21 protein-coding genes are annotated in these 22,556 nt (G+C 66.3%); 14 read left to right on the top strand and 7 right to left on the bottom strand.

All coding sequences use genetic code 11. From position 1 onward, the window contains the following. Positions 1 to 9: 9 nt before the first annotated feature. From WDC82_RS06505 to phoB, 7 genes are all read left to right on the top strand, one after another. Positions 10 to 1,503: an ATP-binding protein gene (locus tag WDC82_RS06505; RefSeq protein WP_340116440.1), complete on the top strand. Its 1,494-nt coding sequence runs from the start codon at positions 10 to 12 to the stop codon at positions 1,501 to 1,503. A gap of 324 nt (positions 1,504 to 1,827) precedes the next feature. Beyond that, positions 1,828 to 2,865 carry a PstS family phosphate ABC transporter substrate-binding protein gene (locus WDC82_RS06500; RefSeq protein WP_340116439.1) on the top strand — a complete coding sequence of 346 codons (1,038 nt, stop codon included), beginning with the start codon at positions 1,828 to 1,830 and terminating at the stop codon, positions 2,863 to 2,865. 108 nt (positions 2,866 to 2,973) lie between these two features. Further along, complete coding sequence (gene pstC, locus WDC82_RS06495; protein WP_340116438.1) at positions 2,974 to 4,353, top strand: phosphate ABC transporter permease subunit PstC; 1,380 nt, start codon at positions 2,974 to 2,976, stop codon at positions 4,351 to 4,353. Next, on the top strand, positions 4,353 to 5,639 hold the full coding sequence (pstA, locus tag WDC82_RS06490) for a phosphate ABC transporter permease PstA (protein ID WP_340116437.1): 1,287 nt from the start codon (positions 4,353 to 4,355) through the stop codon (positions 5,637 to 5,639). The genes pstC and pstA overlap by 1 nt, the downstream gene beginning before the upstream one ends. Before the next feature lie 191 nt (positions 5,640 to 5,830). After that, a complete protein-coding gene (pstB, locus tag WDC82_RS06485; RefSeq protein WP_340116966.1) occupies positions 5,831 to 6,574 on the top strand; it encodes a phosphate ABC transporter ATP-binding protein PstB in 744 nt (247 codons plus the stop codon). A gap of 55 nt (positions 6,575 to 6,629) precedes the next feature. Continuing rightward, positions 6,630 to 7,355 (top strand): phosphate signaling complex protein PhoU, encoded by a 726-nt coding sequence (gene phoU / locus WDC82_RS06480; protein ID WP_340116436.1) that lies wholly within the window; start codon positions 6,630 to 6,632, stop codon positions 7,353 to 7,355. A 42-nt stretch (positions 7,356 to 7,397) separates the two neighbouring features. Beyond that, entirely contained in the window at positions 7,398 to 8,090 is a 693-nt protein-coding gene (gene phoB, locus WDC82_RS06475; protein ID WP_340116435.1) for a phosphate regulon transcriptional regulator PhoB, read from the top strand. Positions 8,091 to 8,100: 10 nt separating this feature from the next. On the opposite strand, the gene WDC82_RS06470 is transcribed toward phoB, so the two are convergent. The 5 genes from WDC82_RS06470 to WDC82_RS06450 all read right to left on the bottom strand — a co-directional run bounded on the left by WDC82_RS06470 (position 8,101) and on the right by WDC82_RS06450 (position 15,847). After that, the gene (locus WDC82_RS06470) at positions 8,101 to 10,866 is read right to left on the bottom strand and encodes a bifunctional acetate--CoA ligase family protein/GNAT family N-acetyltransferase (protein WP_340116434.1); all 2,766 of its coding nucleotides are present in this window, start codon (positions 10,864 to 10,866) and stop codon (positions 8,101 to 8,103) included. Between the two features lie 114 nt (positions 10,867 to 10,980). Then, entirely contained in the window at positions 10,981 to 11,502 is a 522-nt protein-coding gene (locus tag WDC82_RS06465; RefSeq protein ID WP_340116433.1) for an O-acetyl-ADP-ribose deacetylase, read from the bottom strand. Beyond that, a complete protein-coding gene (locus WDC82_RS06460; protein ID WP_340116432.1) occupies positions 11,486 to 12,955 on the bottom strand; it encodes an MFS transporter in 1,470 nt (489 codons plus the stop codon). Before WDC82_RS06460 ends, WDC82_RS06465 begins: the two co-directional genes overlap by 17 nt. After that, on the bottom strand, positions 12,945 to 14,783 hold the full coding sequence (gene typA, locus WDC82_RS06455; protein WP_340116431.1) for a translational GTPase TypA: 1,839 nt from the start codon (positions 14,781 to 14,783) through the stop codon (positions 12,945 to 12,947). Before typA ends, WDC82_RS06460 begins: the two co-directional genes overlap by 11 nt. A 50-nt stretch (positions 14,784 to 14,833) precedes the next feature. Beyond that, on the bottom strand, positions 14,834 to 15,847 hold the full coding sequence (locus WDC82_RS06450) for an adenosine kinase (RefSeq protein ID WP_340116430.1): 1,014 nt from the start codon (positions 15,845 to 15,847) through the stop codon (positions 14,834 to 14,836). A gap of 296 nt (positions 15,848 to 16,143) precedes the next feature. On the opposite strand from WDC82_RS06450, the gene WDC82_RS06445 reads away from it, so the two are divergent. The 3 genes from WDC82_RS06445 to WDC82_RS06435 all read left to right on the top strand — a co-directional run bounded on the left by WDC82_RS06445 (position 16,144) and on the right by WDC82_RS06435 (position 18,104). Further along, a complete protein-coding gene (locus tag WDC82_RS06445; protein ID WP_340116429.1) occupies positions 16,144 to 16,860 on the top strand; it encodes an EI24 domain-containing protein in 717 nt (238 codons plus the stop codon). A gap of 124 nt (positions 16,861 to 16,984) precedes the next feature. After that, positions 16,985 to 17,617, top strand: coding sequence for a polymer-forming cytoskeletal protein (locus WDC82_RS06440; protein WP_340116428.1), 633 nt, complete (start codon positions 16,985 to 16,987; stop codon positions 17,615 to 17,617). Between the two features lie 22 nt (positions 17,618 to 17,639). Continuing rightward, on the top strand, positions 17,640 to 18,104 hold the full coding sequence (locus tag WDC82_RS06435; RefSeq protein ID WP_340116427.1) for a hypothetical protein: 465 nt from the start codon (positions 17,640 to 17,642) through the stop codon (positions 18,102 to 18,104). Here the strand turns inward: WDC82_RS06435 and nth are convergent. Further along, positions 18,101 to 18,838 (bottom strand): endonuclease III, encoded by a 738-nt coding sequence (nth, locus tag WDC82_RS06430; RefSeq protein WP_340116426.1) that lies wholly within the window; start codon positions 18,836 to 18,838, stop codon positions 18,101 to 18,103. The two genes, WDC82_RS06435 and nth, sit on opposite strands and share 4 nt — an antisense overlap. Before the next feature lie 155 nt (positions 18,839 to 18,993). Here nth and WDC82_RS06425 point away from each other — a divergent pair, with 155 nt between their 5' ends. Then, entirely contained in the window at positions 18,994 to 19,539 is a 546-nt protein-coding gene (locus WDC82_RS06425) for a DUF2244 domain-containing protein (RefSeq protein WP_340116425.1), read from the top strand. Between the two features lie 8 nt (positions 19,540 to 19,547). On the opposite strand, the gene dapB is transcribed toward WDC82_RS06425, so the two are convergent. Beyond that, positions 19,548 to 20,363 (bottom strand): 4-hydroxy-tetrahydrodipicolinate reductase, encoded by an 816-nt coding sequence (gene dapB / locus WDC82_RS06420; protein WP_340116424.1) that lies wholly within the window; start codon positions 20,361 to 20,363, stop codon positions 19,548 to 19,550. A gap of 143 nt (positions 20,364 to 20,506) precedes the next feature. Here dapB and WDC82_RS06415 point away from each other — a divergent pair, with 143 nt between their 5' ends. The 3 genes from WDC82_RS06415 to WDC82_RS06405 are packed head-to-tail and all read left to right on the top strand — an operon-like array spanning position 20,507 to position 22,525. Beyond that, a complete protein-coding gene (locus tag WDC82_RS06415; RefSeq protein WP_340116423.1) occupies positions 20,507 to 21,172 on the top strand; it encodes a TIGR02466 family protein in 666 nt (221 codons plus the stop codon). 13 nt (positions 21,173 to 21,185) lie between these two features. Next, positions 21,186 to 21,671 (top strand): GNAT family N-acetyltransferase, encoded by a 486-nt coding sequence (locus WDC82_RS06410; protein WP_340116422.1) that lies wholly within the window; start codon positions 21,186 to 21,188, stop codon positions 21,669 to 21,671. After that, positions 21,668 to 22,525 carry a DMT family transporter gene (locus tag WDC82_RS06405; protein ID WP_340116421.1) on the top strand — a complete coding sequence of 286 codons (858 nt, stop codon included), beginning with the start codon at positions 21,668 to 21,670 and terminating at the stop codon, positions 22,523 to 22,525. Before WDC82_RS06410 ends, WDC82_RS06405 begins: the two co-directional genes overlap by 4 nt. Positions 22,526 to 22,556 lie beyond the last annotated feature (31 nt).

Here is a 22,556-nt window from a genome sequence, read left to right as displayed (position 1 = left end):
GGACACCGCATGACCGAGCAGGGGCCGCAGCACCGCGATGAGACGACGCGGCCGCCAGCGGGCGGCGAGGCCGGCGGCGCTGCGCCGGATTTCGGCCGGCTGCTGCTCGCCGCTGCCGCGCTCTGGCTGCCTACGCTGGCCGTGCTGCTGGTGCTGCTGGCGGATGGACTGATCTCGCCTGGCGTCGCCGGGATCGCCGCCGTCGTGGTGCTGGGCCTGCTGGCCCTCATGCTGAACCAGCATTTCCGCCGGGTGCGGGCGCTGACTCGCTATCTGGGCCGGCTCCGCGCGGCGGGCGATGACCGCCCGCTGCCGGCGGCGCCTTCTGCCGGCGACCTGCTGTCGCCGGGTCTCAGCGATGCGATTGCCGAGACCGCGCGCGAGCAACGCGCCAGACGCCACGAGCTGGAAGACACCATGGCGATGAACGCCGCCGTGCTGGCCGGCCTGCCTGACCCGCTGATCCTGGTCGGCCAGAACCGCCGGGTGCTGCGCGTCAATCCGGCCGCGGAGGCGCTCTTGGGTCACGACCTGACGGGGCGCGAGCTGGCACTGGGTATCCGCAACCCGGCCCTCTTGGCCGCCGTGGACGCGGTACTTAAGGGCGGCGAGCAGGAAACCGTTGAGTTCGCCATCCCCGGCAAGGTCGAGCGCAACCTGGCCGCCCGGGTGCTGCGCCTGCCGGCCACCAAGCACGAGAGCGCCAGCGTCATGATCGCGCTCTACGATCTGACCGGCGTCAAGCAGAGCGAGCGCATGCGCGCTGACTTCGTCGCCAACGTCTCCCACGAACTGCGCACGCCGCTGACCAGCCTGATCGGCTTTATCGAGACCCTGCGCGGCCCGGCGCGCGAGGACAAGGAGGCGCAGGAGCGCTTCCTTAAAATCATGGAGGAGCAGTCGCACCGGATGTCGCGGCTGGTCGACGACCTGCTGTCGCTTTCGCGCATCGAGCTGCAGGAGCACACAGCCCCCAGCAGCCGCAGCGATCTCGGCCAGATCCTCGCCTCGGTCGCCTCGACCCTGGAGCTGGAGGCGGCGCGCCGCGGCATGCGCATCGAGATCGCCACTGAACCGCTGCCTCCGGTTATCGGCGACCGCGACGAGCTGACCCAGGTGTTCCAGAACCTCCTCGACAATGCCGTCAAGTACGGCGAGGACAACACCGTTATCCGCGTCGCCGCCCGTCCCCTGGCCAAGGGCGGGGCGGGCGAGCGGCGCCTCGGCCGCGCCGGCATCAAAGTCTCGGTCTTCAACGAGGGCGAGGGCATCGAGCGCGAGCACATCCCGCGGCTGACCGAGCGCTTCTACCGGGTCGACAGCCGGCGCTCGCGCCGCCTCGGCGGCACCGGCCTGGGCCTTGCCATCGTGAAGCACATCATCAATCGCCACCGCGGCGTGCTGGAGATCGAAAGCCGCCCCAACGAGGGTGCCACCTTCTCGGTCTACCTGCCTTCGGCAGTGGAAAAGGCGACCGCCCTGGCCACCCCCAAGGCGTCATAAGGAGGCCCCTGTGGCCGCCCAAATTGCGGCCAAGGCGGCGAGAAATCCTTCCCGGACCGGTTCCTCCCAAGAGGAAATCGGCGGAAATCCTAAGATTCGATGAAGTTCTCCCCGCCGAGCGGCGAGTGTCATTTAAGTGTAACACAACTGTAGTAATAGCATCGCCGAGACGCCCTAGTTTGGCCCCGCCGGCAAGGAGGCCGGCATTTGCATTGCAGCGTTCCCCGAAGGTCCGGACCCACCGGGCCGGGCCACCGTGAAAGGTGCGGCAGGGTGGGCAATGCACCAAGTTTCACCAATGGGCATTCAGCGGAGGTATTCCCCGTGATCAAGAACAAGCTCGCCGTGGCGGCCTTTACCGGCCTGGTCATGGCTGCGCCGACGATGGCCGAGGCGCGTGACCAGATTCGCATCGTCGGTTCTTCGACGGTGTTCCCCTACACCCAGGCGGTGTCGGAAGAGTACGCCAACAAGACCAGCTTCTCGGCGCCGGTCGTCGAGTCGACCGGCACCGGCGGCGGCATGAAGATTTTCTGCCAGGGCGTCGGCTCCGACCACCCGGACATGACCGGTGCTTCGCGCGCCATGAAGAAGTCCGAGTACGAGCTGTGCCAGGCCAACGGCGTGGACAACATCTCCGAGGCGCTGCTGGGCTATGACGGCCTCTCCATCGCTGTTTCTCGCAAGGGCGAGGTGATGGACATCAGCAAGGGGCAGCTGTATCTGGCTCTGGCCGCCGAGGTTCCGGTCGACGGCAAGGTCGTCGCCAACCCCTACAAGAACTGGAGCGAGATCGATTCTTCGCTGCCAAACGAGCCGATCCAGGTGTTCGGCCCGCCGCCGACCAGCGGCACGCGCGATGCCTTCGTCGAGCTGGTGATGGAAGAGGGCTGCGGTGAGTTCGAGGCCATCAAGTCGCTGGACGGCGACCGCCATAAGGAAGTCTGCAGCCGCATGCGCCAGGACGGCCCCTTCATCGAGGCCGGCGAGAACGACAACCTCATCGTGCAGCGCCTGAATGCCGACCCAAGCGCTTTCGGCATCTTCGGCTACTCGTTCCTGTACGAGAACCAGGACACGCTGCAGGCCGTGAAGGTGAACGGCGTGGCGCCGAACGAAGAGACCATCGCCAGCGGCGACTACGGTGTCTCGCGCCCGCTGTTCGTCTACGTCAAGAACGCCCATCGCGGCGTCATCCCCGGCCTCAACGAGTTCGTCGCCGAGTACATGAGCGAGGCGGCGTTGGGTCCGGACGGCTATCTCGCAGAGCGCGGCCTGGTCTCGCTCTCGGACGAGAAGCGTGCTGAGGTCCAGGACGCCGTCCTGAGCGGCAAGCACATGGGCCGCTTCATGGGTCAGTGACCCCAAGCCCTGGCAAGAGACCGCCGCCAAGCCACCGGCGGCGGTCTCCGCCACCCTCTGCGTGCCCGCGGGCGCGTTCTCTGAAATCGTATTTTCCCCGGTCGGCCCATGTTCCAACTTGTGATGCTGGTGCTTCTTGTTCTTGGCACCCTCGGCTACCTCATGGCCCGCAGCCGCGTCGTCGCGATGGCCGCTGCAAGCGGCGCGCACAGCCACTCCCTGCCGGGCTACCACGGAACTTTCGTCGCCCTCTGGGTGGGTCTGCCCGCTTTCTTCCTCGCGCTGATCTGGCTGCTGCTGCAGGACTCGGTGATCAACAACCTGGTTCTGGCAAGCCTGCCGGAGCGCCTGACCGAAGGTGCCGACGCGGCAAACCGATCGCTGCTGATCAGCGAGATCCGCAGCATCGCCGGCGGCCAGATCTTCGGTGAGCCCGATCCCGCGATCGTTGAAGCCGCCGAGCGCCTGCGGTCCTGGGCTGCCCTGGCCGGCTGGGCCATGGTCGCCAGTTGCGCCGCCCTCGGCCTGCTCGGGCTTGCGCTGACCCGCCGCCGCATCAACCCCGACTTCCGCGCGCGCCACGGGGTCGAGCACGTGCTCGACGGCCTGATGATCGCCTGCGCGGTGGTCGCGATCGTGACCACCCTCGGCATCGTCGTCTCCCTGCTTTTCGAGGCCTACCGCTTCTTCGATCGCATTCCCCTTACGGAATTCCTCTTCGGCCTGAACTGGGAACCGCAGATTGCCATCCGCGCGGACCAGGTCGCGGGGCACGGCGCGTTCGGCGCTGTCCCGGTTTTCCTCGGCACCCTGGTGGTCGCCTTGATCGCCATGACCGTCGCCATTCCCGTCGGCCTGTTCTCGGCCATCTATCTCGCGGAATATTCCGGTCCGCGCTTTCGTCAGGCCGTCAAGCCCGTGCTCGAGATTCTCGCTGGCATCCCGACGGTGGTTTATGGCTTCTTCGCGGTGCTCACGGTCGCACCGGCGATGCGTGCATTCGGCAGCGCCATCGGCCTGGACGTCGCCCCGAACAGTGCCCTGGCGGCCGGCGGCGTGATGGGAATCATGATCATTCCTTTCATTTCCTCGCTCTCCGATGACGCGCTGAACGCCGTGCCGCGCAGCCTGCGCGACGGCTCTTATGCCATGGGCGCGACGAAGGCGGAGACGATCAAGGAAGTGCTGCTGCCGGCCGCGCTGCCCGGCATTATGGGCGGCGTGCTGCTGGCCCTGAGCCGCGCCATCGGCGAGACCATGATCGTCGTCATGGCCGCCGGCCTGATCGCCAAGATGACGGTGAACCCCCTCGATTCCGTAACCACCGTGACGGTGCAGATCGTCACCCTGCTGATCGGCGATACCGAGTTCGACAATCCCAAGACTCTTGCGGCCTTCGCATTGGGTCTGGTGCTGTTCCTCGTGACCTTGTGCCTCAACGTCGTCGCCCTGCGGATCGTGCAGAAATATCGGGAGAAGTACGACTGATGGTCAGTACCAGCATGTCCGAGACGCACGACTGGCTTTCCGAGGACGCGCGCGGTCGCGTGCGGCGCCGTCACGCGGCCGACCGCCGCATGCAGATCTACGGCCTGGGAGCCATCGCCCTGGCAATCGGCCTGCTTGGGATCCTGCTGGGCTCCCTTATCCTGTCGGGCTACTCCGCCTTCGTGCAGACCAAAGTGCCGCTGCAGGTTTACGTCGACCCGGCCCAGGTGCCCGCCGACAACGTCGGTGGCGGCAACTATCGCAAGCTGGCGCGCGATGCCTTCGCCCAGCTTCTGCCCGGCGAGATGAACCGGACCGAACAGCGCGCCTATTTCGACATGCTCAGCGCCGGCGCGCCCTATCTGCTGCGCGACCGCGTGATGGACGATCCGTCGCTGATCGGGCAGACGATTTCGATCTCGGTGCCCGTCGCCGACCCCATCGATCAGTTTCATAAAGGCATCACCCCGCGCGACGTGCCCGAGGATCAGCGCCGCGTGAGTGATCTGCAGATCGGCTACTACGATCAGCTGGTTGCCCAGGGTTTCATTTCCGCGCCCTTCAACTGGGCCCTTTTCACTTCTGCCGACAGCCGCTTTCCCGAGCTGGCGGGCCTCTCCGGCGCCCTGGTCGGATCGTTCTACGCCTTGTTGGTCTGCTTCCTGATCAGCTTCCCGGTCGGCATCGCCGCGGCTATCTATCTTGAGGAGTTCGCGCGCAAGAACCGCTGGTCCGACTTGGTCGAGGTCAACATAAACAACCTGGCCGCGGTGCCCTCCGTCGTCTTCGGATTGCTCGGCCTGGCCGTCTTCCTCGGCTTCTTCGGCCTGCCGCGCTCGGCGCCGCTGGTCGGCGGCATGGTGCTGTCGCTGATGACCCTGCCGACCATCATCATCGCGACCCGTGCCGCCCTGAAGGCCGTGCCGCCGTCGATCCGCGAGGCGGCCTTCGGTATCGGCGCGTCCCGCCACCAGGTGGTTATGCACCACGTGCTGCCGCTGGCCATGCCCGGCATCCTGACCGGCACCATCATCGGCCTGGCCCAGGCGCTGGGCGAGACCGCGCCGCTGCTGCTGATCGGCATGAATGCCTTCATCACCTCGGAGCCCGGCGGCCTCACCGATCCGGCAACGGCCCTGCCGACGCAGATCTTCATCTGGGCCGACAGCCCCGAACGCGGCTTCGTGGCGCGCACCTCGGCGGCGATCCTGGTGCTGATCGGATTCCTGATTTTCATGAACGCCATCGCCATCTTCCTGCGCCAGAAGCTGGAGCGGAAATGGTAGCGCAAATAAAGATTCATCGAGGCGATACACCCAGCCAGCCGGCCGGACCGGCTGCCGCAACGCGCTGAGTGCGGAAAGGAACGCAAGACATGTCGGAAATCGAAGCCCTGGAGAGCCCCCGCCCGGACCTGGCCTATGCCGCACAGCAGGGACCCGGGGCCAAGGCTCCAAGCGCCGCACTTGCGCGCGTCATGGCGCGAGACGTGAACGTCTACTATGGCGACACTCATGCCCTCAAGGGCGTCGATATCGACATCTACAACAACGAGGTGGTCGCCTTCATCGGCCCCTCGGGCTGCGGCAAGTCGACCTTTTTGCGTTGCATCAATCGCATGAACGATGTCATCGAGGGCTGCCGCGTCGTCGGCGAGATCATGCTGGACAAGCAGGACATCTACGCACGCGACATCGACGTCGTGCAGTTGCGTGCCCGCGTCGGCATGGTCTTCCAGAAGCCAAATCCCTTTCCCAAATCGATCTACGACAACATCGCCTATGGCCCGCGAATTCACGGTCTTGGCGGAGGCAAGGACGTCCTTGACGAGATCGTCGAGAGTTCGCTGAAGCGCGCCGGTTTGTGGAAAGAAGTGAAGGACCGCCTCAAGGAACCGGGAACGGGACTTTCCGGCGGCCAGCAGCAGCGCCTCTGCATCGCCCGTGCCATCGCCGTCAATCCCGAAGTGATCCTGATGGATGAGCCCTGTTCCGCCCTCGATCCCATCGCGACCGCCAGGATCGAAGAGCTGATCGACGAGCTGCGGCAGAACTTCACCATCGTCATCGTCACCCACTCGATGCAGCAGGCCGCCCGCGTATCTCAGCGGACGGCCTTCTTCCACCTCGGTCATCTGGTCGAGTGGGGCGAGACGGAGCAGATCTTCACCACCCCGACCGACGAGCGCACCCAGGGATACATCACCGGCCGCTTCGGCTGAGTACGGAACCCGCGCGGCAAGACAGGTACCAGGAACGCCCTAAGGACGAACAGGCATGAACAGCGAACATATCGTCAAATCCTTCGACGAGGAACTGCAACGGCTGAACGCCGTGGTTCTGCGCATGGGCGGTGTCGCCGAAGCGCAACTGGCAGGAGCCATCGAGGCGCTGGTGCGCCGCGATACCGATCTGGCCCAAAAGATCGTCGCCGGCGACGAGGCCATCGACCAGATGGATCTGGAGCTGGATGAAAACGCGGTCCGCACCCTGGCGCTGCGCCAGCCCATGGCCAACGACCTGCGCGAAGTCATCTCCGCACTGAAGATCTCCAGCGATCTGGAGCGCATCGGCGACTATGCCAAGAACGTCGCCAAGCGCACCATCGCCCTGAACCAGCTGACACCGCACGAAGCCGCGCGCTCCATCCCGCGCATGGCCAAGCTGGTGCAGGCAATCATCAAGGACGTGCTGGACGCTTATGCCAATCACGACCCGAACCGCGCCATAGACGTGTGGCACCGCGACGAGGAAGTCGACGAGATGTACACGGCGCTGTTCCGCGAACTCCTGACCTACATGATGGAGGACCCGCGACACATTACGCCTTGCACGCACCTGCTGTTCATCGCCAAGAACATCGAGCGCATCGGCGACCATGCGACCAACATTGCAGAGACGACGCACTACCTTTCGACCGGCAAGCGCATCCATGGCGGCCGGCCCAAGGGCGATCTGTCGAGCTTCCAGGTGCTCAACCCGGAAGTTAACGGCAAGAAATAGGGGCTAAGTTAGAGTGGTAAGGCATAGGGAGAGGAAAGGGGCGTGAAACCTCTAGTTCTGATCGTCGAGGACCAGGAAGCCCTGGTCACGATGTTGCGCTACAATCTGGAAGGCGCCGGCTTTCGCGCCAACACCGCCGGCGACGGCGAGGAAGCCCTGGTGGCGGCGGCGGAGGAAGTGCCGGACCTCATTCTGCTCGACTGGATGCTGCCGCTGATGTCGGGTATCGAGGTCTGCCGCCAGCTGCGCAGCAAGGCCGAGACCAAACGCGTGCCGATCATCATGCTGACCGCACGCGGCGAGGAGACCGACAAGCTGCGCGGGCTGGACAGCGGCTGCGACGATTACATTACGAAGCCGTTCTCGCCTGCCGAGCTCATCGCACGCATCAATGCGGTGTTGCGCCGGAGCAAGCCGGAGCTCAGCAGCGAGATGCTGACTTTCGAAGACCTGGCGATGGACCTGGCGGCCCACCGCGTGCGCCGTAGCGGCCAGGATATCCACCTGGGGCCGACGGAATTTCGCCTGCTGCGCCACCTGATGCAGCATCCGGGGCGCGTATTCACCCGCGAGCAGTTGCTGGATTCCGTGTGGGGCCGCGACGTCTACGTAGAGCCGCGCACCGTCGACGTGCATATCCGCCGCCTGCGCAAGGCGCTGAACCAGGGTGGCGAGGATGACCTGATCCGCACCGTGCGCTCGGCGGGCTACTCGCTGGACCGCCCGGCGGCCTGACGCAGCACCATTAAGCGCCGCTGCCGTCGGCTGCGCGCAGCGGCCGGCGGACATGGACGATGCCGTCCTCGACGCCGGCACGCTCGAATCCCAGCTCGTCGCAGAGGGTCAGCATGCGCCGATTGTCGGCCAGTACGTCGCCCCAAATCTCGCCAACGCCGCGCCGCACGGCATAGTCCATGATGCGCTCCATGAGGGCGCGGCCGAGGCCACGGCCCTTGTCCTCCGAACGGATGGTGATGGCGAATTCGGCGCGCTGGTTATCCGGATCGGCAACCAGGCGCACGATGCCAAGGCCGCGGCGGTCCGTCCCCTCGGCAGGAAAGGCGGCCAGGGCCATTTCGCGGTTGTAGTCCAGCTGGGTAAGGCGCGCCGCCATGGTCGGGCTCATCTCGCGCATGTGGGAAAAGAACCGCATGCGCACGTCTTCCGGATCAAGACGCTTGAACCCTGAGCGCAGCCCCGGCGCGTCGTCGGGCCGGAGCGGGCGCACGAAGATTTTCTGGCCGTCGGGCAGCGTGAAGGTCTGCTCCAGCGACTTGGGATAGGGCCGGATCGCCAGGCGTTCGCTGCCGCTGGACTTGCCGGCCTGCACGGCGTCGAGCCGGATGCGTGCATCCAGCGCGATGACCCCCGCGCTGTCCGCCAGCAGGGGATTGATGTCGACCTCGCTCACCTCGGCAATGTCGATGACCAGTTGCGAGAGGCGGATGAGCGCATTGGCGATTTCGTTGAGCGCCGCAGGCGGCCGGTCGCGGTAACCCTGCAGCAACTTGTAGACCCGCGTCTGCTGCATCATCGCTTCGGCCAGCACCGGATCGAGCGGCGGCAGGGCGAGCGCCTTATCGTTGATGACCTCAACCGCCGTGCCGCCCTGGCCGAACAGCATCACCGGGCCGAATTGCGGATCGCTGACGACGCCGATAATCAGCTCTTCCGCCTGCGGACGGCGGCACATGGCCTGCACGGTGAAGCCCTGTAGGCGCGCATCGGGTGCCGCCTCGCTGACGCGCTTCAGCATCGCTTCGGCCGCGCGGACGACCGCCTCGGCGCCTTCCAGGTCCAGCATGACGCCGCCGATGTCGCTCTTGTGAGTGATGTCGCGCGACAGGATCTTGAGGGCCACCGGCCCACCGATGCGTGCCGCCGCCGCACCCGCCTCACTGGGGTCTGCCACCACCTCGGCCAAGAGGGTGGGGATACCGTAGGCGGCAAGCGCCTGCTTGGCCTCCGCCTCGTTGAGCCACTCACGGTCTTCCGCCAGGGCACCGGCGATGATCTTGCGCACCGCCGCCGTATCGGGCGCTGCCGTTTCCGGCACGGAGGGCGGCACCCGCATCAGCAGCGACTGGTTATGGCGGTAGCGGGCAAGGTGCATGAAGGCGCGCACCGCCTGCTCCGGCGTCGGATACTGCGGCAGGCCGGCGCGATCGATCAGCCGGCGCGCACCGGCAACCGCATAGTCGCCGACCCAGGCGGCGAAGACCGGGCGATGGCGGCTCTTCTTTTCATTCTCCTGGAAGGCGCCGATCACTGCCTGCGCCGCCTCCGCGGGATCGGCGACGGCGACGGGGCAGTGCATGGCGAGCACGGCATCCGTGTTGGGATCGCCCAACAGCGCCTCCATCGCCGCCTTGTAACGCGAACCCGGTGCGTCGCCGATGATGTCGACCGGGTTGCCGCGGCTCCAGGTCTTCGGCAGGTTGGCGTCCAGCGCAGCGAGGGTCTGCGGTGCCAGGTCGGCCAGCTTGCCGCCCTCGTCGATCAGCGCATCGGTCGCCAGCACGCCGAGCCCGCCGCCATTGGTGAGGATGGCGAGGCGCGCGCCGCCGGCTTCGTCGCCACCGCCGGCCGCGGTACTGTTGGCCGTGGCGTAGTTGGAAAGCGTCTCCGCCGCATCGAACAGCTCCTCCAGCGAATAGACGCGCAGCATGCCGGCGCGCGCGAAGACCGCGTCGTAGACCGCATCGGCGCCCGCCAGCGCACCGGTGTGGGAGGCCGCGGCCTTGGCGCCCTCGGCATGGCGGCCGCCCTTGATGACGATGACCGGTTTGTTGCGCGCGGCGATGCGGGCCGCCGACATGAACTTGCGGGCATGGGCGACGGACTCGACGTAGAGCAGGATGGCGCGCGTTTCCGCGTCCATCGCCAGGTAGTCGAGTAAGTCGCCGAAATCGACGTCGGCCTTGTCGCCCAGGGAGACGATCTTCGAAAAGCCGATGTTGCGCGGTGCCGCCCAGTCCAGCATCGCCGTCACCATGGCGCCCGATTGCGTCACGAAGGCGAGGTCGCCCGGCGGCGGCGCGACGTGGGCGAAGCTGGCGTTGATGCCGAGCTTCGGCACCATCATGCCCAGGCAATTTGGCCCGACGATGCGCAGCAGGTGCGGCTTGGCGGCGTCCAGCAGTTGCTGCTTCAGGCCGGCGCCGCCGTCGTCACCATCTTTCCGGGCGCCGCCCTCGCCGAAGCCAGCGGTGATGACGACCGCCGCGCGGGTGCCGCGGGCGCCGAATTCGGCGATCAGCTGCGGCACGCTCTCGGGCGGCGTGGCGATGACGGCGAGGTCCGGCGCAATCGGCAGCGCCGCGACCGAAGGATAGGCGAGCACGCCCTCCAGGCTCTCATGGCGCGGATGCACCGGCAGGATCGGGCCCTCGAAGCCGCCCTTGAAGAGGTTGCGCGCGAGCACGGCGCCCAGCGAGCCGTCGCGGCGGCTGCCACCGACCAAAGCGATGGAGCGCGGCTTGAAGAGGGCATCGAGGTTGCGGATCGTCACCGGCGGGTTACCCAGAAACTTGTTTGGAAACAAAGCATTGGAATGGCCTTACTGTATCACCTTCGGATGACGGGACGATGATCTGGATCAGCCTCCGGCATTTCGCGCCTTGGTTTAGCGCCGCAGTTCGCTGCGGTAGGCGGCCTCGGCCTCCGGCCCGAAGACCGAGAAAACGACCCGCTCGATGCCGTCGTCCTGCTGCAGGAAGTCGCGCACCGTCGCGACCGCGATCCCGGTCGCGCGGTCCAGGGGAAAGCCGTAGATGCCGGTGGAGATCGCCGGGAAGGCCAGCGATCGCGCGCCGATCTGCTTCGCGATCTTCAGCGCCGTCCGGTAGCAGGAGGCGAGCAGCGCCTCCTCGTTGCGGTCGCCGCCGTGCCACACGGGCCCGACGGTATGAATCACGTACTTCGCCTTCAGATCATAGCCGTCGGTATGCACCGATTGGCCGGTATCGCAGCCGCCGATCTTCGCGCAGGCCTCGCGCAGGTTCTTTCCCGCGGCGCGGTGGATGGCACCGCAGACTCCACCACCGGGCCTCAGCTGCGCGTTGGCCGCGTTGACGATGGCGTCGACATCCAGCTTGGTAATATCGCCGGGGAAAATTTCGATACGGGAATCAGGGTTGCCGCTCATGCACCGCCTCGCCAGACCGGGGGAGTGATCCTTCCTTCTGGCGTTGATGGTACATGAGGTAGAGCACCAGCAAAATCGCCGGAATGCCTAGGACCGATGCGTAGATGAAGAAGAAGACGTAGCCTTCGGCATCGACAATGGCGCCGGAGAAGCCGGCGACGAGCTTGCCGAACAACGTGAAGAGAGAGGAGAAAAGAGCGTACTGCGTCGCGGTGAAGTTTCGGTTCGTCAGGCTGGAAAGATAGGCGATGAAGGCCGTGCCTGCGATGCCCGCCGAAAGGTTATCCGCCGATATGGTCCAAGTAAGCAGCCAGATGTCTTTTCCATGAACCGCCATATAGGCAAAGAGAAGGTTCGTACTCGCCACCAGGATCGCGCCGAGCAGGAGAATTCTCATAATGCCGTAGCGGGCCACAAGAACACCGCCGATCAGAATGCCACCGATGCTGACGAAAAAGCCAAAGGTCTTGCTGACGTTGGCGATGTCGAAGTACGTGAATCCTAAATCGTCATAAAAGACATTCGCCATCACACCCATGGTGATGTCACTCAGCCGATAGACGGAAATGAATGCGAGGATGATCAGGGCGAACTTGCCGTTACGCTCGAAGAAGTCCTGAAACGGGCAAACCACGGCCCCATAGAACCAGCCCAAGAGGCGGCGCTGGCGCTCGGAAAGGTGCTGCCGGCCCGCCATGAATGCCATCACATGCTCTTTTTGCAGAATTGATCCCGCGGTTCGGCTCGATTCGGGTTCTTGCAAGACAAGAACCGTCGCGATGCCGACCAGCATCAGCCCCGCCATGACGACGTAAGAAACCTGCCAGGACCAGAGTCCCGCGAGATAGAGCGCGCCAGCACCGGCAGCGAGCAAGCCGATGCGATAGCCGAGCTGATAGGTCGCGGCCATTCCGCCCTGGAGATCGTCGGGCGCCGCTTCGATTCGGTAAGCGTCGAGCGCCACGTCCTGTGTCGCCGAAGAGAAGGCAACCCAAAGCGCCGCCAGAGCAGCCGCAACAACCCACACGCGGTCCGGCGAAACGACGTTTATGAAACCGGTGTCCGGCATCACGACACCGATCGCCTGCAGGTTTATAAGCGTTAGGACGATCAGCCCGATCATGATGCCCAGCTGCCCGGCCAGCATCCAACTGCGTCGCTTGCCGAGCAACCGCGTCAGCACTGGAATGGGCAGGTGGTCGATCACCGGGGCCCAAAGCACCTTGATAGAAAACGTGATCCCCACCCAGGCGAAGAAGCCCACCGTGGTTCGGCTCACGCCGGCGTCGCGCAGCCAGAGCGACAGGGTTGAGAACAGCAGCAGGAAAGGCAGGCCGGCGGAAAAGCCGAGGAACAGCATCCCCACGATACGAGGGTGCCGGTAGATTGCGAAAGCTTCCGCCCAGGATCGCCGGGCGGCCTTCACACCTTGACGCGTTGCCTCAGACGGCATCCTTCAGGCGGCTTTCCTTCTTGCGCGCGTGCGGATCCAGCAGGCGCTTGCGCAGGCGGATCGACTTCGGCGTCACCTCGACCAGCTCGTCGTCGGCGATGTAGGCCAGCGCCTGCTCCAGCGACATGACGCGCGGCGGGGTGAGGCGCACGGCCTCGTCCTTGCCGGAGGCGCGCATGTTGGTCAGCTGCTTGGCCTTCATCGGGTTGACCTCGAGGTCGTTGCCGCGGCTGTGCTCGCCGATCACCATGCCCTCGTAGACCGGCTTGCCGGGATCGATGAAGATCTCGCCGCGCTCCTCCAGGTTCCACAGCGCATAGGGCACCGCCTTGCCGGTGCCGTTGGAAATCAGCACGCCGTTGCGCCGGCCCTGGATCGGGCCCTTGTGGGGGCCATAGCTGTGGAACAGCCGGTGCATGATGCCGGTGCCACGGGTGTCGGTGAGGAACTCGCCGTGATAGCCGATGAGGCCGCGTGCCGGCGCCAGGAAGGTGACGCGGGTCTTGCCGCCGCCCGACGGCCGCATGTCGATCAGCTCGGCCTTGCGCAGGCCCATCTTCTCCACCACCACGCCGGAGTATTCCTCGTCGACGTCGACCTGGACCTCTTCGATCGGCTCCAGGCGCTGGCCCGTCTCCGGATCGGTGCGGTAGAGCACGCGCGGCCGCGAAATGGAAAGCTCGAAGCCCTCGCGGCGCATGGTCTCGATGAGCACGCCGAGCTGCAGCTCGCCGCGCCCCGCGACTTCGAAGGCGTCCTTGTCGGCCGTCTCGGTGATGCGGAAGGCGACGTTGCCCTCGGCCTCACGCATCAGGCGGTCACGGATCATGCGGGAGGTGACCTTGTCGCCCTCCTGGCCGGCCAGCGGCGAGTCGTTGACCGAGAACGTCATGGCGAGGGTCGGCGGATCGACCGGCTGCGATTCCAGCGGCGCCGGAAACTCGGTCGCGCAGATGGTGTCGGCGACGGTGGCCTCGGCGAGGCCGGCGATGGCGATGATGTCGCCGGCGGCGGCCTCCTCGACCGGCTCGCGCTTCAGGCCGTGGAAGGTCATCATCTTGGTCAGGCGGCCGCCGGCGATCTGCTTGCCGTCGCGGCGCAGCACCTTCACCGGCATGTTGAGCTTCGCCGTGCCGCTGACGATGCGGCCGGTAAGGATGCGGCCGAGGAAATTGTCGGCCTCCAGGGTCGTCGCCAGCATGGCAAAGGGTGCGGCAGGATCGGCTTCCGGCGCCGGCACGTGCTTCACGATGAGGTTGAAGAGCTGGTGCAGATCCTTGCGCTCCTCGTCCAGATCGGCAACCGCCCAGCCCTGCTTGGCCGAAGCGAAGAGCGTCGGAAAATCGAGCTGCTTGTCGTTGGCGTCCAGCGCGACGAAGAGGTCGAAGACCTGGTCATGCACCCAGTGCGCGCGGGCATCGGGCTTGTCGGCCTTATTGACCACGACGATGGGCCTGAGGCCGCGGGCCAGCGCCTTGGCGGTGACGAACTTGGTCTGCGGCATCGGGCCTTCGGCGGCATCGACCAGCAGCAGCACGCCGTCGACCATGGAGAGGATACGCTCCACCTCGCCGCCGAAATCGGCGTGGCCCGGCGTGTCGACGATGTTGATCTTGGTGTCGCCCCAGGTCACCGCGGTGCACTTGGCGAGGATGGTGATGCCGCGCTCGCGCTCCAGGTCGTTGGAGTCCATCGCGCGCTCGGTCACCTGCTGGTTTGCGCGGTAGGTACCGGACTGCTTCAGCAGTTCGTCGACGAGGGTCGTCTTGCCGTGGTCGACGTGGGCGATGATCGCGATATTGCGGATCTTGTTGGCCTGAACCGTCATGGTGTCTTGTGGCTTTCGAATAGAGGAGGCGGCGTTTAAAGCCGGTGTTGTCAGGCCCGCTGGGCCTTGGCCGTGTCGAGCTGCGCGGCGGTCAGGGCCGCCAGGCCCTGTTCCGGGCGCGCGCCCACATGAGAGATCACCTCGCCGGCGGCGATGGCGCCGATGCGCCCGCTGTCGTAGAGGCTGTAACCGTTGGTAAAACCGTAGAGGAAGCCGGCGGCGAAGAGGTCGCCGGCACCGGTTGTGTCGACCACCTGCTTGACCGGCACGGCGTCGACCACGTGGACTTCCTCGCCGGCGACGATGACCGCGCCTTTTTCGCTGCGGGTGAGCGCGGCGACATCGCAGTGCGCGCGCACCGCCTGCAGGGCGGCGTCGAAGTCGGCGGCGTCATAGAGGCTGCAAACCTCTTCCTCGTTGGCAAAGACGATGTCGACGTGCTTTTCCACGAAATCCTTCAGCTCGTCCTTGTAGCGGTTCACGAGGAAAGGGTCGGAGAGCGTCAGCGAGATCTTGCGTCCGGCGGCGTGGGCGATGCGCGCCGCCATGTGGAAGGCGGCCTTGGCCGGCGGCGAGTCCCAGAGGTAGCCCTCCATATAAGTGACAGCGGCGGCCTTCACCTGGTCCTCGATGACGTCGTCGGGGCCGAAGTCGACCGCGGCGCCGAGGAAGGTATTCATCGAGCGGTGGGCATCGGGCGTCACCAGGATCATCGAGCGGCCGGTGGCCGGTCCGGAGGCGGCGTGGGCCACGTCGAAGGCGACGCCGGCGGCGCGGATGTCGTGGGTGAAGATGGCACCCAGCTGGTCGTTGCGCACCTTGCCCAGAAAGGCGGCCTTGCCGCCCAGCGAGGCAACGCCGGTCGCGGTGTTGCCGGCCGAGCCGCCGGAAATCTCCGTCGCCGGCCCCATGGCGTCATAGAGGTGCAGGGCGCGCGCCTCGTCGATCAGCGTCATGCTGCCCTTGGGAATGCCGTGCGCTTGCAAAAAAGAGTCTTCCGCCTTGGCGAGAACATCCACCAGGGCATTGCCGATGCAGACGACATCGAGGGTATGAGCAGTCATGAAAGGCCGTGCGTTAAAAGGTTGGCGTCATAAAGGCTTGGCGTCACTAGGGTTTCCGTCTCAACAGCGTCGGGAAGCGGAAAGCCGTCGCGGTATGGGATCGCCTGCCGGCGGCGGGGGCCCTCTCCATTCGGCCCGCTCCGTCCATCCTGGCAGTCGTTCGCGATCCCATTAATCTGTGCGAACACCCTGGCGACGCGGCCTCTTTTAGCTGTGAAGCGGCGCCGCGGCAAGCCTGACGCACTTCGGCCGGCCCATCTTGTAGCGGGCCGCCAGTAGGGTTAAATAGCCCCATCATGTTAAAATCCCTATCACGCGCCTTCAGCCAGTCCTTCGATCCCGCCTTCCGCCGGGTCTTCAACCGATCCCTGCTGTTCTCCCTGGTCACCTTCATCGTCGTCTGGCTGGCCTCCTGGTTCGCCCTCGACTGGGCCGGGGAATGGCTGGTGGCCTGGGTCCGTGACTGGGTGGGCCAGGGCTTCTGGCTTGGCGTGATGGAGTGGCTGGTCGACATCGCCGCCCTCGGCGCCATCGCCATCGCCTCCTTTTTCCTGTTTCCCGCGGTCATGGTCTCGATCATGGCAATGCTGCTGGACGACATCGCCCAGGCGGTCGAGCGGCGCTATTACCCGGATCTGCCGCCGGCGCGCCCGCAGCCTCTGGCAGAAGCCATCTTCGGCAACCTCATCTTCGTCGCAGTAACGTTAATTCTTAATTTACTCGTGCTGCCGCTTTACTTGGTGCTGATCTGGATACCCCCGCTCAACCTGTTGCTGTTCTATCTGCTGAACGGCTACCTGCTGGGGCGGGAGTACTTCGAGATGGTGGCCGTCCGGCGCTTGGATCCGGCGGCGACCAAGCGTTTGCGGCGTGATTTCCGCGGGCGCGTGATCCTGGCGGGGGCCGTCATCACCTTCCTCCTGACCATCCCACTGGTCAATCTGGTCACCCCGATCATCGCGACCGCGTTCATGCTGCACGTCTTCGAGGATCTGCGTCGGCGCGCCGCCTAATTCTCTGGGGAGCCAACCTTATCGTAAGGGTTGCTTGCTAGACTGCCGGCCGGCCCCGGAGCACCTGCCGGGGCGCGACGACAACGATACCGGCGGTCAGTAAACCGGAAAGGACGAGGTTCCCATGTTTGGCAAGCGCAAAGGTCCCACCTCCCCCAGCGAGCCCAGTGCGCCGCAGCTGCCCGAAGCCGCATTTGGCGGCGCGACCGGCGCCGCAACGGCGGGGACGGGCACGCCCGCCAAACCGGCAGCCAGCGCCAATCCGGCCCCGGTTGCTCAAGGCTCGGGCCCCCAGAGTGGCGGCTCTGCCAAACCGCGCCGCGGCGAGGGCCGTCTGGCCCCCGCGGTCGAAGGCCGCAAGCTGGTGGTCGGCCGCGAGATCTGCCTGTCGGGCGAGATCAAGACCTGCGAGAAGCTGGTGGTCGAAGGCCAGGTCGAGGCCGACCTGCGCGACAGCCACAGCCTGGAAATCAGCGAGCCCGGCCGGTTCAAGGGCCATGCGACGGTCGAGGACTGTGAGATTAGCGGCACCTTCGAAGGCGAACTGATCGTGACCGGCCTGCTGGTCATCACCCCGACCGGCCGGGTCAGCGGCAAGATCCGCTATGCCGACATGGAGATCGCCCGCGGCGCCCGCCTGTCCGGCGACATTGACGCCCTGGACGAGGCGACCCTGCGCCGCCTGCGCGGCGACGGCCCGAAGCTGGCGCACGACAGCGCCACGGCCGGCCCGGGCGGCAAGAGCCGCATCGGCTGAGACACGAGGGAGGGGACCGCCGATGATTGGGGGCATCGCCATGGGACGCGTCCGTTCCGCCGCCATCCTGCTCTGTGTGGGACTGGCGCTGAGCGCCTGCCAGACCGGCCGGCCGGGCCAGCCCGTCATGGGACCGGCCGAAGCCAAGGCCGTCCCGCCAGCGGCCGCGGCAGCACCGGCACCGGTTCCCGAGTCCCAGGTGGCCGCCCTGCCGCCGGTCGACGACGATCCGAACCAACTGATGGGCCTGAACCGCGATGGCTTGGCGGCCATGCTGGGGGCGCCGGCCCTCGTCCGCCGCGAGGCCCCGGCAGAGATCTGGCAATACCTCGCTGAGGGCTGCGTCTTCGACGTGGTGCTCTACCAGAAGGGCGCGGACTATGCCGTGTCCTACCTGGAGGCGCGCGACGCCGCGGCCGCCGTGCAGGAACCGCGCCCCTGTCTGAACCAGCTGCTGCGCGCCCGCCAGGCCGCGCCGGTCAGCTAAGACTTCCGCACCGCGGCCTTCAGCGCCTTCACCGGCTTCTTCGCGCGTTTCTTCACAGCTTTCTTGGCTGGCTTTTTCGCGGCCTTCTTGGGCGGCAGCTCCAACGTCGTCTTGCCCTTGAAGGCACAGAGGTCGTTCACGATGCAGGCAAAGCAGTCCGGCTTGCGCGCCTTGCAGACGTAGCGCCCGTGCAGGATCAGCCAATGGTGAGCGTGCAGCCTGCGGTCCGCCGGCACCACTTTTTCCAGTTTCTCCTCTACCGCCAGGACCGTCTTGCCGGGGGCGAGGCCGGTACGGTTGGAAACCCGGAAGATGTGGGTGTCGACCGCGATGGTCGGCGCGCCGAAGGCTATATTCATCACCACGTTGGCGGTCTTGCGCCCGACGCCCGGCAGCTGTTCCAGCGCGTCGCGGTCGTCCGGCACGCCCCCGCCGTGGCGTTCGATCAGCAGGCGCGACAGGGCGATCACGTTCTTGGCCTTGGCGTTGAAGAGGCCGATGGTCTTGATGTGGCTCTTGAGGCCCGCCTCGCCGAGTTCCAGCATCTGCTGCGGCGTCGTGACCTGCTTGAAGAGCGCGCGCGTCGCCTTGTTCACACCGACGTCGGTCGCCTGGGCGGACAGCACCACCGCCACTAAAAGTGTGTAGGGATTGACGTATTCCAGCTCGCCCTTGGGCTCCGGCATGGCGGCGGCGAGACGGTCGAAGAAGGTGACGATGTCGGCTTTTTTCATTTTTCCCCGCTTCTCTCCTGAGCGGGCGAGTTTAGCCGGATCGGCTCCGAAGGGAAGCCACCCGGGCACGGCCCAACTTGCCCCATTTGAAGGCAGCGCCCCGTCCGCTTATATTGAATAGATTGTCCATTCCAGGAGATTGGCGAGCGTCAGCGATGAGCGCGATCTGCAAGCCGGCCCCCGTTTCGGAGGCGGCCAACCCCGACCAGGCGCTGTTCGACGCAGAACTGACGCCGCATCGCAGCCTGTCGCCGCGCGGCTTTCTCATCCTCATGACCAGCGTCTGCGCCATCAGCTTCGCCGGCGGCCTCGCCTTTTGGCTGTCCGGAGCCTGGCCCGTGATCGGTTTCCTGGGTGCCGACGTGCTGTTGATCTATCTCGCCTTCAAGATCAACTACCGCCGCGGCCGACTGGTCGAACGCCTGCACCTCACCCACGACAAGCTGACGGTCAGCCGCGTCTGGCCCGGCGGGCGCAGCGCCTCCTGGGAATTCCAGCCCACCTGGCTGCAGGTGATCTGCGATACGCCGGAGCGCAACCAGGGCACCGTGAATGCCGTAGCCGACAATCCGCTGATCCTACGCTCACACGGCCGCAACCTGGCGATCGGCAGCTTCCTGACCCAGCAGGAGCGCAGCGAGGTTGCCGCCGCCCTGCGCCAGGCCCTGGTCCGCGCCCAGCGGCCCTGCCGCCCGGCCTGAACCAAGACCTAGTCCGTCAGCCCCAGCACGTCGCGCATGGAGTACAGCCCGGCGGGCTTGCCGCGGCCCCAGACCGCCGCCTTCACCGCACCCTTGGCGAAAATTTCCCGGGTACCCGCCTTGTGGCTCAGCACCACCCGCTCGCCCTCGGTGGCGAAGATCACCGAGTGCTCGCCGGGCACGTCGCCACCGCGCAGGGTGGCGAAGCCGATCTCGCCGCGCGGGCGGGCGCCGACCTGGCCCTCGCGCGACTTGCGGGCAACGTCGGCGAGCTTCACGCCGCGCCCCTTGGCCGCGGCCTCGCCCAGCATGAGGGCGGTGCCGGAGGGGGCGTCCACCTTATGACGGTGGTGCATCTCGACGATCTCGATGTCGTAATCGGCGTCGAGCGCGCGGGCGACCTGCTCGGTGACCACCTGCAGCAGGTTGACGCCCAGACTCATGTTGGCGGCCTGCACCACCACAGTCTGGATCGCCGCCTTGTCGATGAAGACCTGATCCTGATCCGACAGGCCGGTAGTGCCGACCACGTAGACCACCTCGGCCTGCGCGGCCAACTCGGCATGGCGGCGGCTCGCCGCCGGCGTGGTGAAGTCGATCACCGCGTCGGCCTCGGCAAAGAGCGCGACGGGATCGTCGCCGACCGTGACGCCCAGCGTCTTCCCACCGATCAGCAGGCCGATGTCGCTGCCCACCGCCGCGCTGCCCGGCTGGTCGGTGCCGCCGGCGATGACACAGCCCTCGGCGGCATGGATGGCGGCCAGGTTCATGCGGCCCATGCGGCCGGCACAGCCGACCACGGCGATACGATACGGGGGGGTCATCTCTAGGGTCTCCGAACTGCTGGCCTCGTCTTCAGGAGGCCGGTTTAGCACGGCGGAGACGCCGCACAAAGGGGAGGGGAGTCTTGACGGGGGAGTCCCCCTCTGGCTTGCTCGGCTTTCGAGGAACCACCGAAGAGAGCGCCATGGCCCCGCCGCAGTTCGATAAGGACGGCTTCGTCCGGCTCTGGCCGACGACGATCCTGCGCCGCCTGCTGCCGGGCCACGACGTCGCCAACGCCGAGCTGCAGCGCCTGGTGCTGGAGATGGAAGCGGGAAAGACGGGGCAGGGCCGGCAGGACTTCACCACCGACTACCGCTCCGGCAACCTGCTGATCGTCGACAACCCGGCGATCGCCTGGCTGCGCGACTGCATCAACAGGACGGTCATCGACTACCTGAAGCACGCCGGCCTGACCTACCCGGTGAACTGGGGACTGCAGGGCTGGGCCAACGTGAACCGGCGCGGCGACTACCACGACCCGCACAACCATCCGCATGCCTACCTGAGCGGCACCTACTACGTCGCGGTGCCCAAGGCCGAGAAGGCGCCGGCGGAGAACCGCCCTGACCTGCGCCCCGGGGCAATCTCCTTCTACGACCCGCGGAGCCTCGCCAACATGACGGCAATCCGCGGCGATCCGCAGATCGAGGCCGAGTTCACCCACCGGCCCGTACCGGGCGACGTCCTCCTGTGGCCGGCCTTTCTCATGCACTTCGTGCACCCGAACCTCTCCGACGAGAAGCGCATCAGCATCTCCTTCAATGCGACGCTGAAGTGGTCGGACGACTACCTGCCGAGGCAACCGTGAGGCGTCTGCTCCCATGACAGCCATCATCCGCCGCGCCGAGCCCAGCGATGCGGAAGCCATCATCGCGCTCATCGACGCCCTGTCGGCCTTCGTCCAGGATCCGCCGACGCGCCTCACGGCAGATGACATCCGACGCGACGGCTTCGGCCCCGACGCCTGGTTCCAGTGCTTCCTCGCGGAGCACGACGGCAGGCCGGCCGGCTATGCCATCACCTATTTCGGTTTCAGCACTGACCACGGCGGGCGCGGCCTGCACTTGGCCGACCTCTATGTCGACGCGTCCCTGCGCGGCAGCGGCCTGGGCCGCGCCCTGATGGCCGCCGCCGCCCGCCACGGCCTCGAACGCGACGCCCTGTGGCTGGTGTGGGACGTCTGGGTCAAGAACCACACCGCCGAGGCCTTCTACAAAACGCTCGGTGCCACACGCTATGACGACGTCTTCGTCATGACGCTGAAGGGCAGCGCTCTGGAGGCCCTGGCAAATGAGCGGCCTCGGTGACGGCGCAAACCATCCTACTAACCTGCGCCGCCATGCTGTGCTTTGCGGCCAATTCGGTGCTCTGCCGGCTTGCCTTAGCACCCGATCTCATCGACCCGGCCAGCTTCACCAGCCTGCGCGCGCTGTCGGCGGCAGCCATGCTGGTCTTCGTGGTATGGCTGAGACGCCGCAGCCTGCCACGCCTTTCCGCCGCGAAGCCGCGCTCCATCGCCGCGCTCTTCGCCTACCTCGTGTTCTTCTCCTTCGCCTACGTGAAGCTCGGCGCGGGCACCGGCGCGTTGATCCTCTTCGGCGCCGTGCAACTCACCATGTTCGCCGTCGCATTGCGCGAGGGCGAGCATTTTCCGGCATTGTCATGGCTCGGGCTCACGCTCGCTGTCGCCGGGTTGGTCTACCTGGTGCTGCCGGGCATTTCCGCGCCCGATCCGGTGGGCGCCGTCATGATGGCAGTCTCCGGCGTCGCCTGGGGGCTCTTCTCCCTCTTCGCACGCGGCAGCGAGCAGCCGACCGAAGCCAATGCCGCCAACTTCATCGGCTGCGTACCGCCGGCACTGCTGGTCAGCGCCGTGACTTTGGGCGATTTTCACGGCACTACAGGCGGCGTCGCACTGGCGGTCGCATCCGGCGCCGTCACCTCGGGCCTCGGCTATGTCATCTGGTACATGGCGCTGCGCCACCTGCCGGCGGCCCGCGCGGCGACGGTGCAGCTCTCGGTGCCCGCCATCGCGGCGGCAGGCGGCGTTATCCTGCTGGCCGAGCCCTTGACCATCAGGCTGCTGGTCGCGTCGGCCGCCATGCTGGGCGGCATCGCCATCGTGCTGGCGCAGCGCAGCCGCAAGGCAGCGCGCTCCTGAGGGCGCGCCATCGCCGCCCAAATCTGCTAGG

The sequence above is a fragment of the Pelagibius sp. 7325 genome, from assembly GCF_037652055.1.
Lineage (GTDB): Bacteria > Pseudomonadota > Alphaproteobacteria > Kiloniellales > Kiloniellaceae > Pelagibius.
This window is presented reverse-complemented; position numbering and strand designations above follow the sequence as displayed.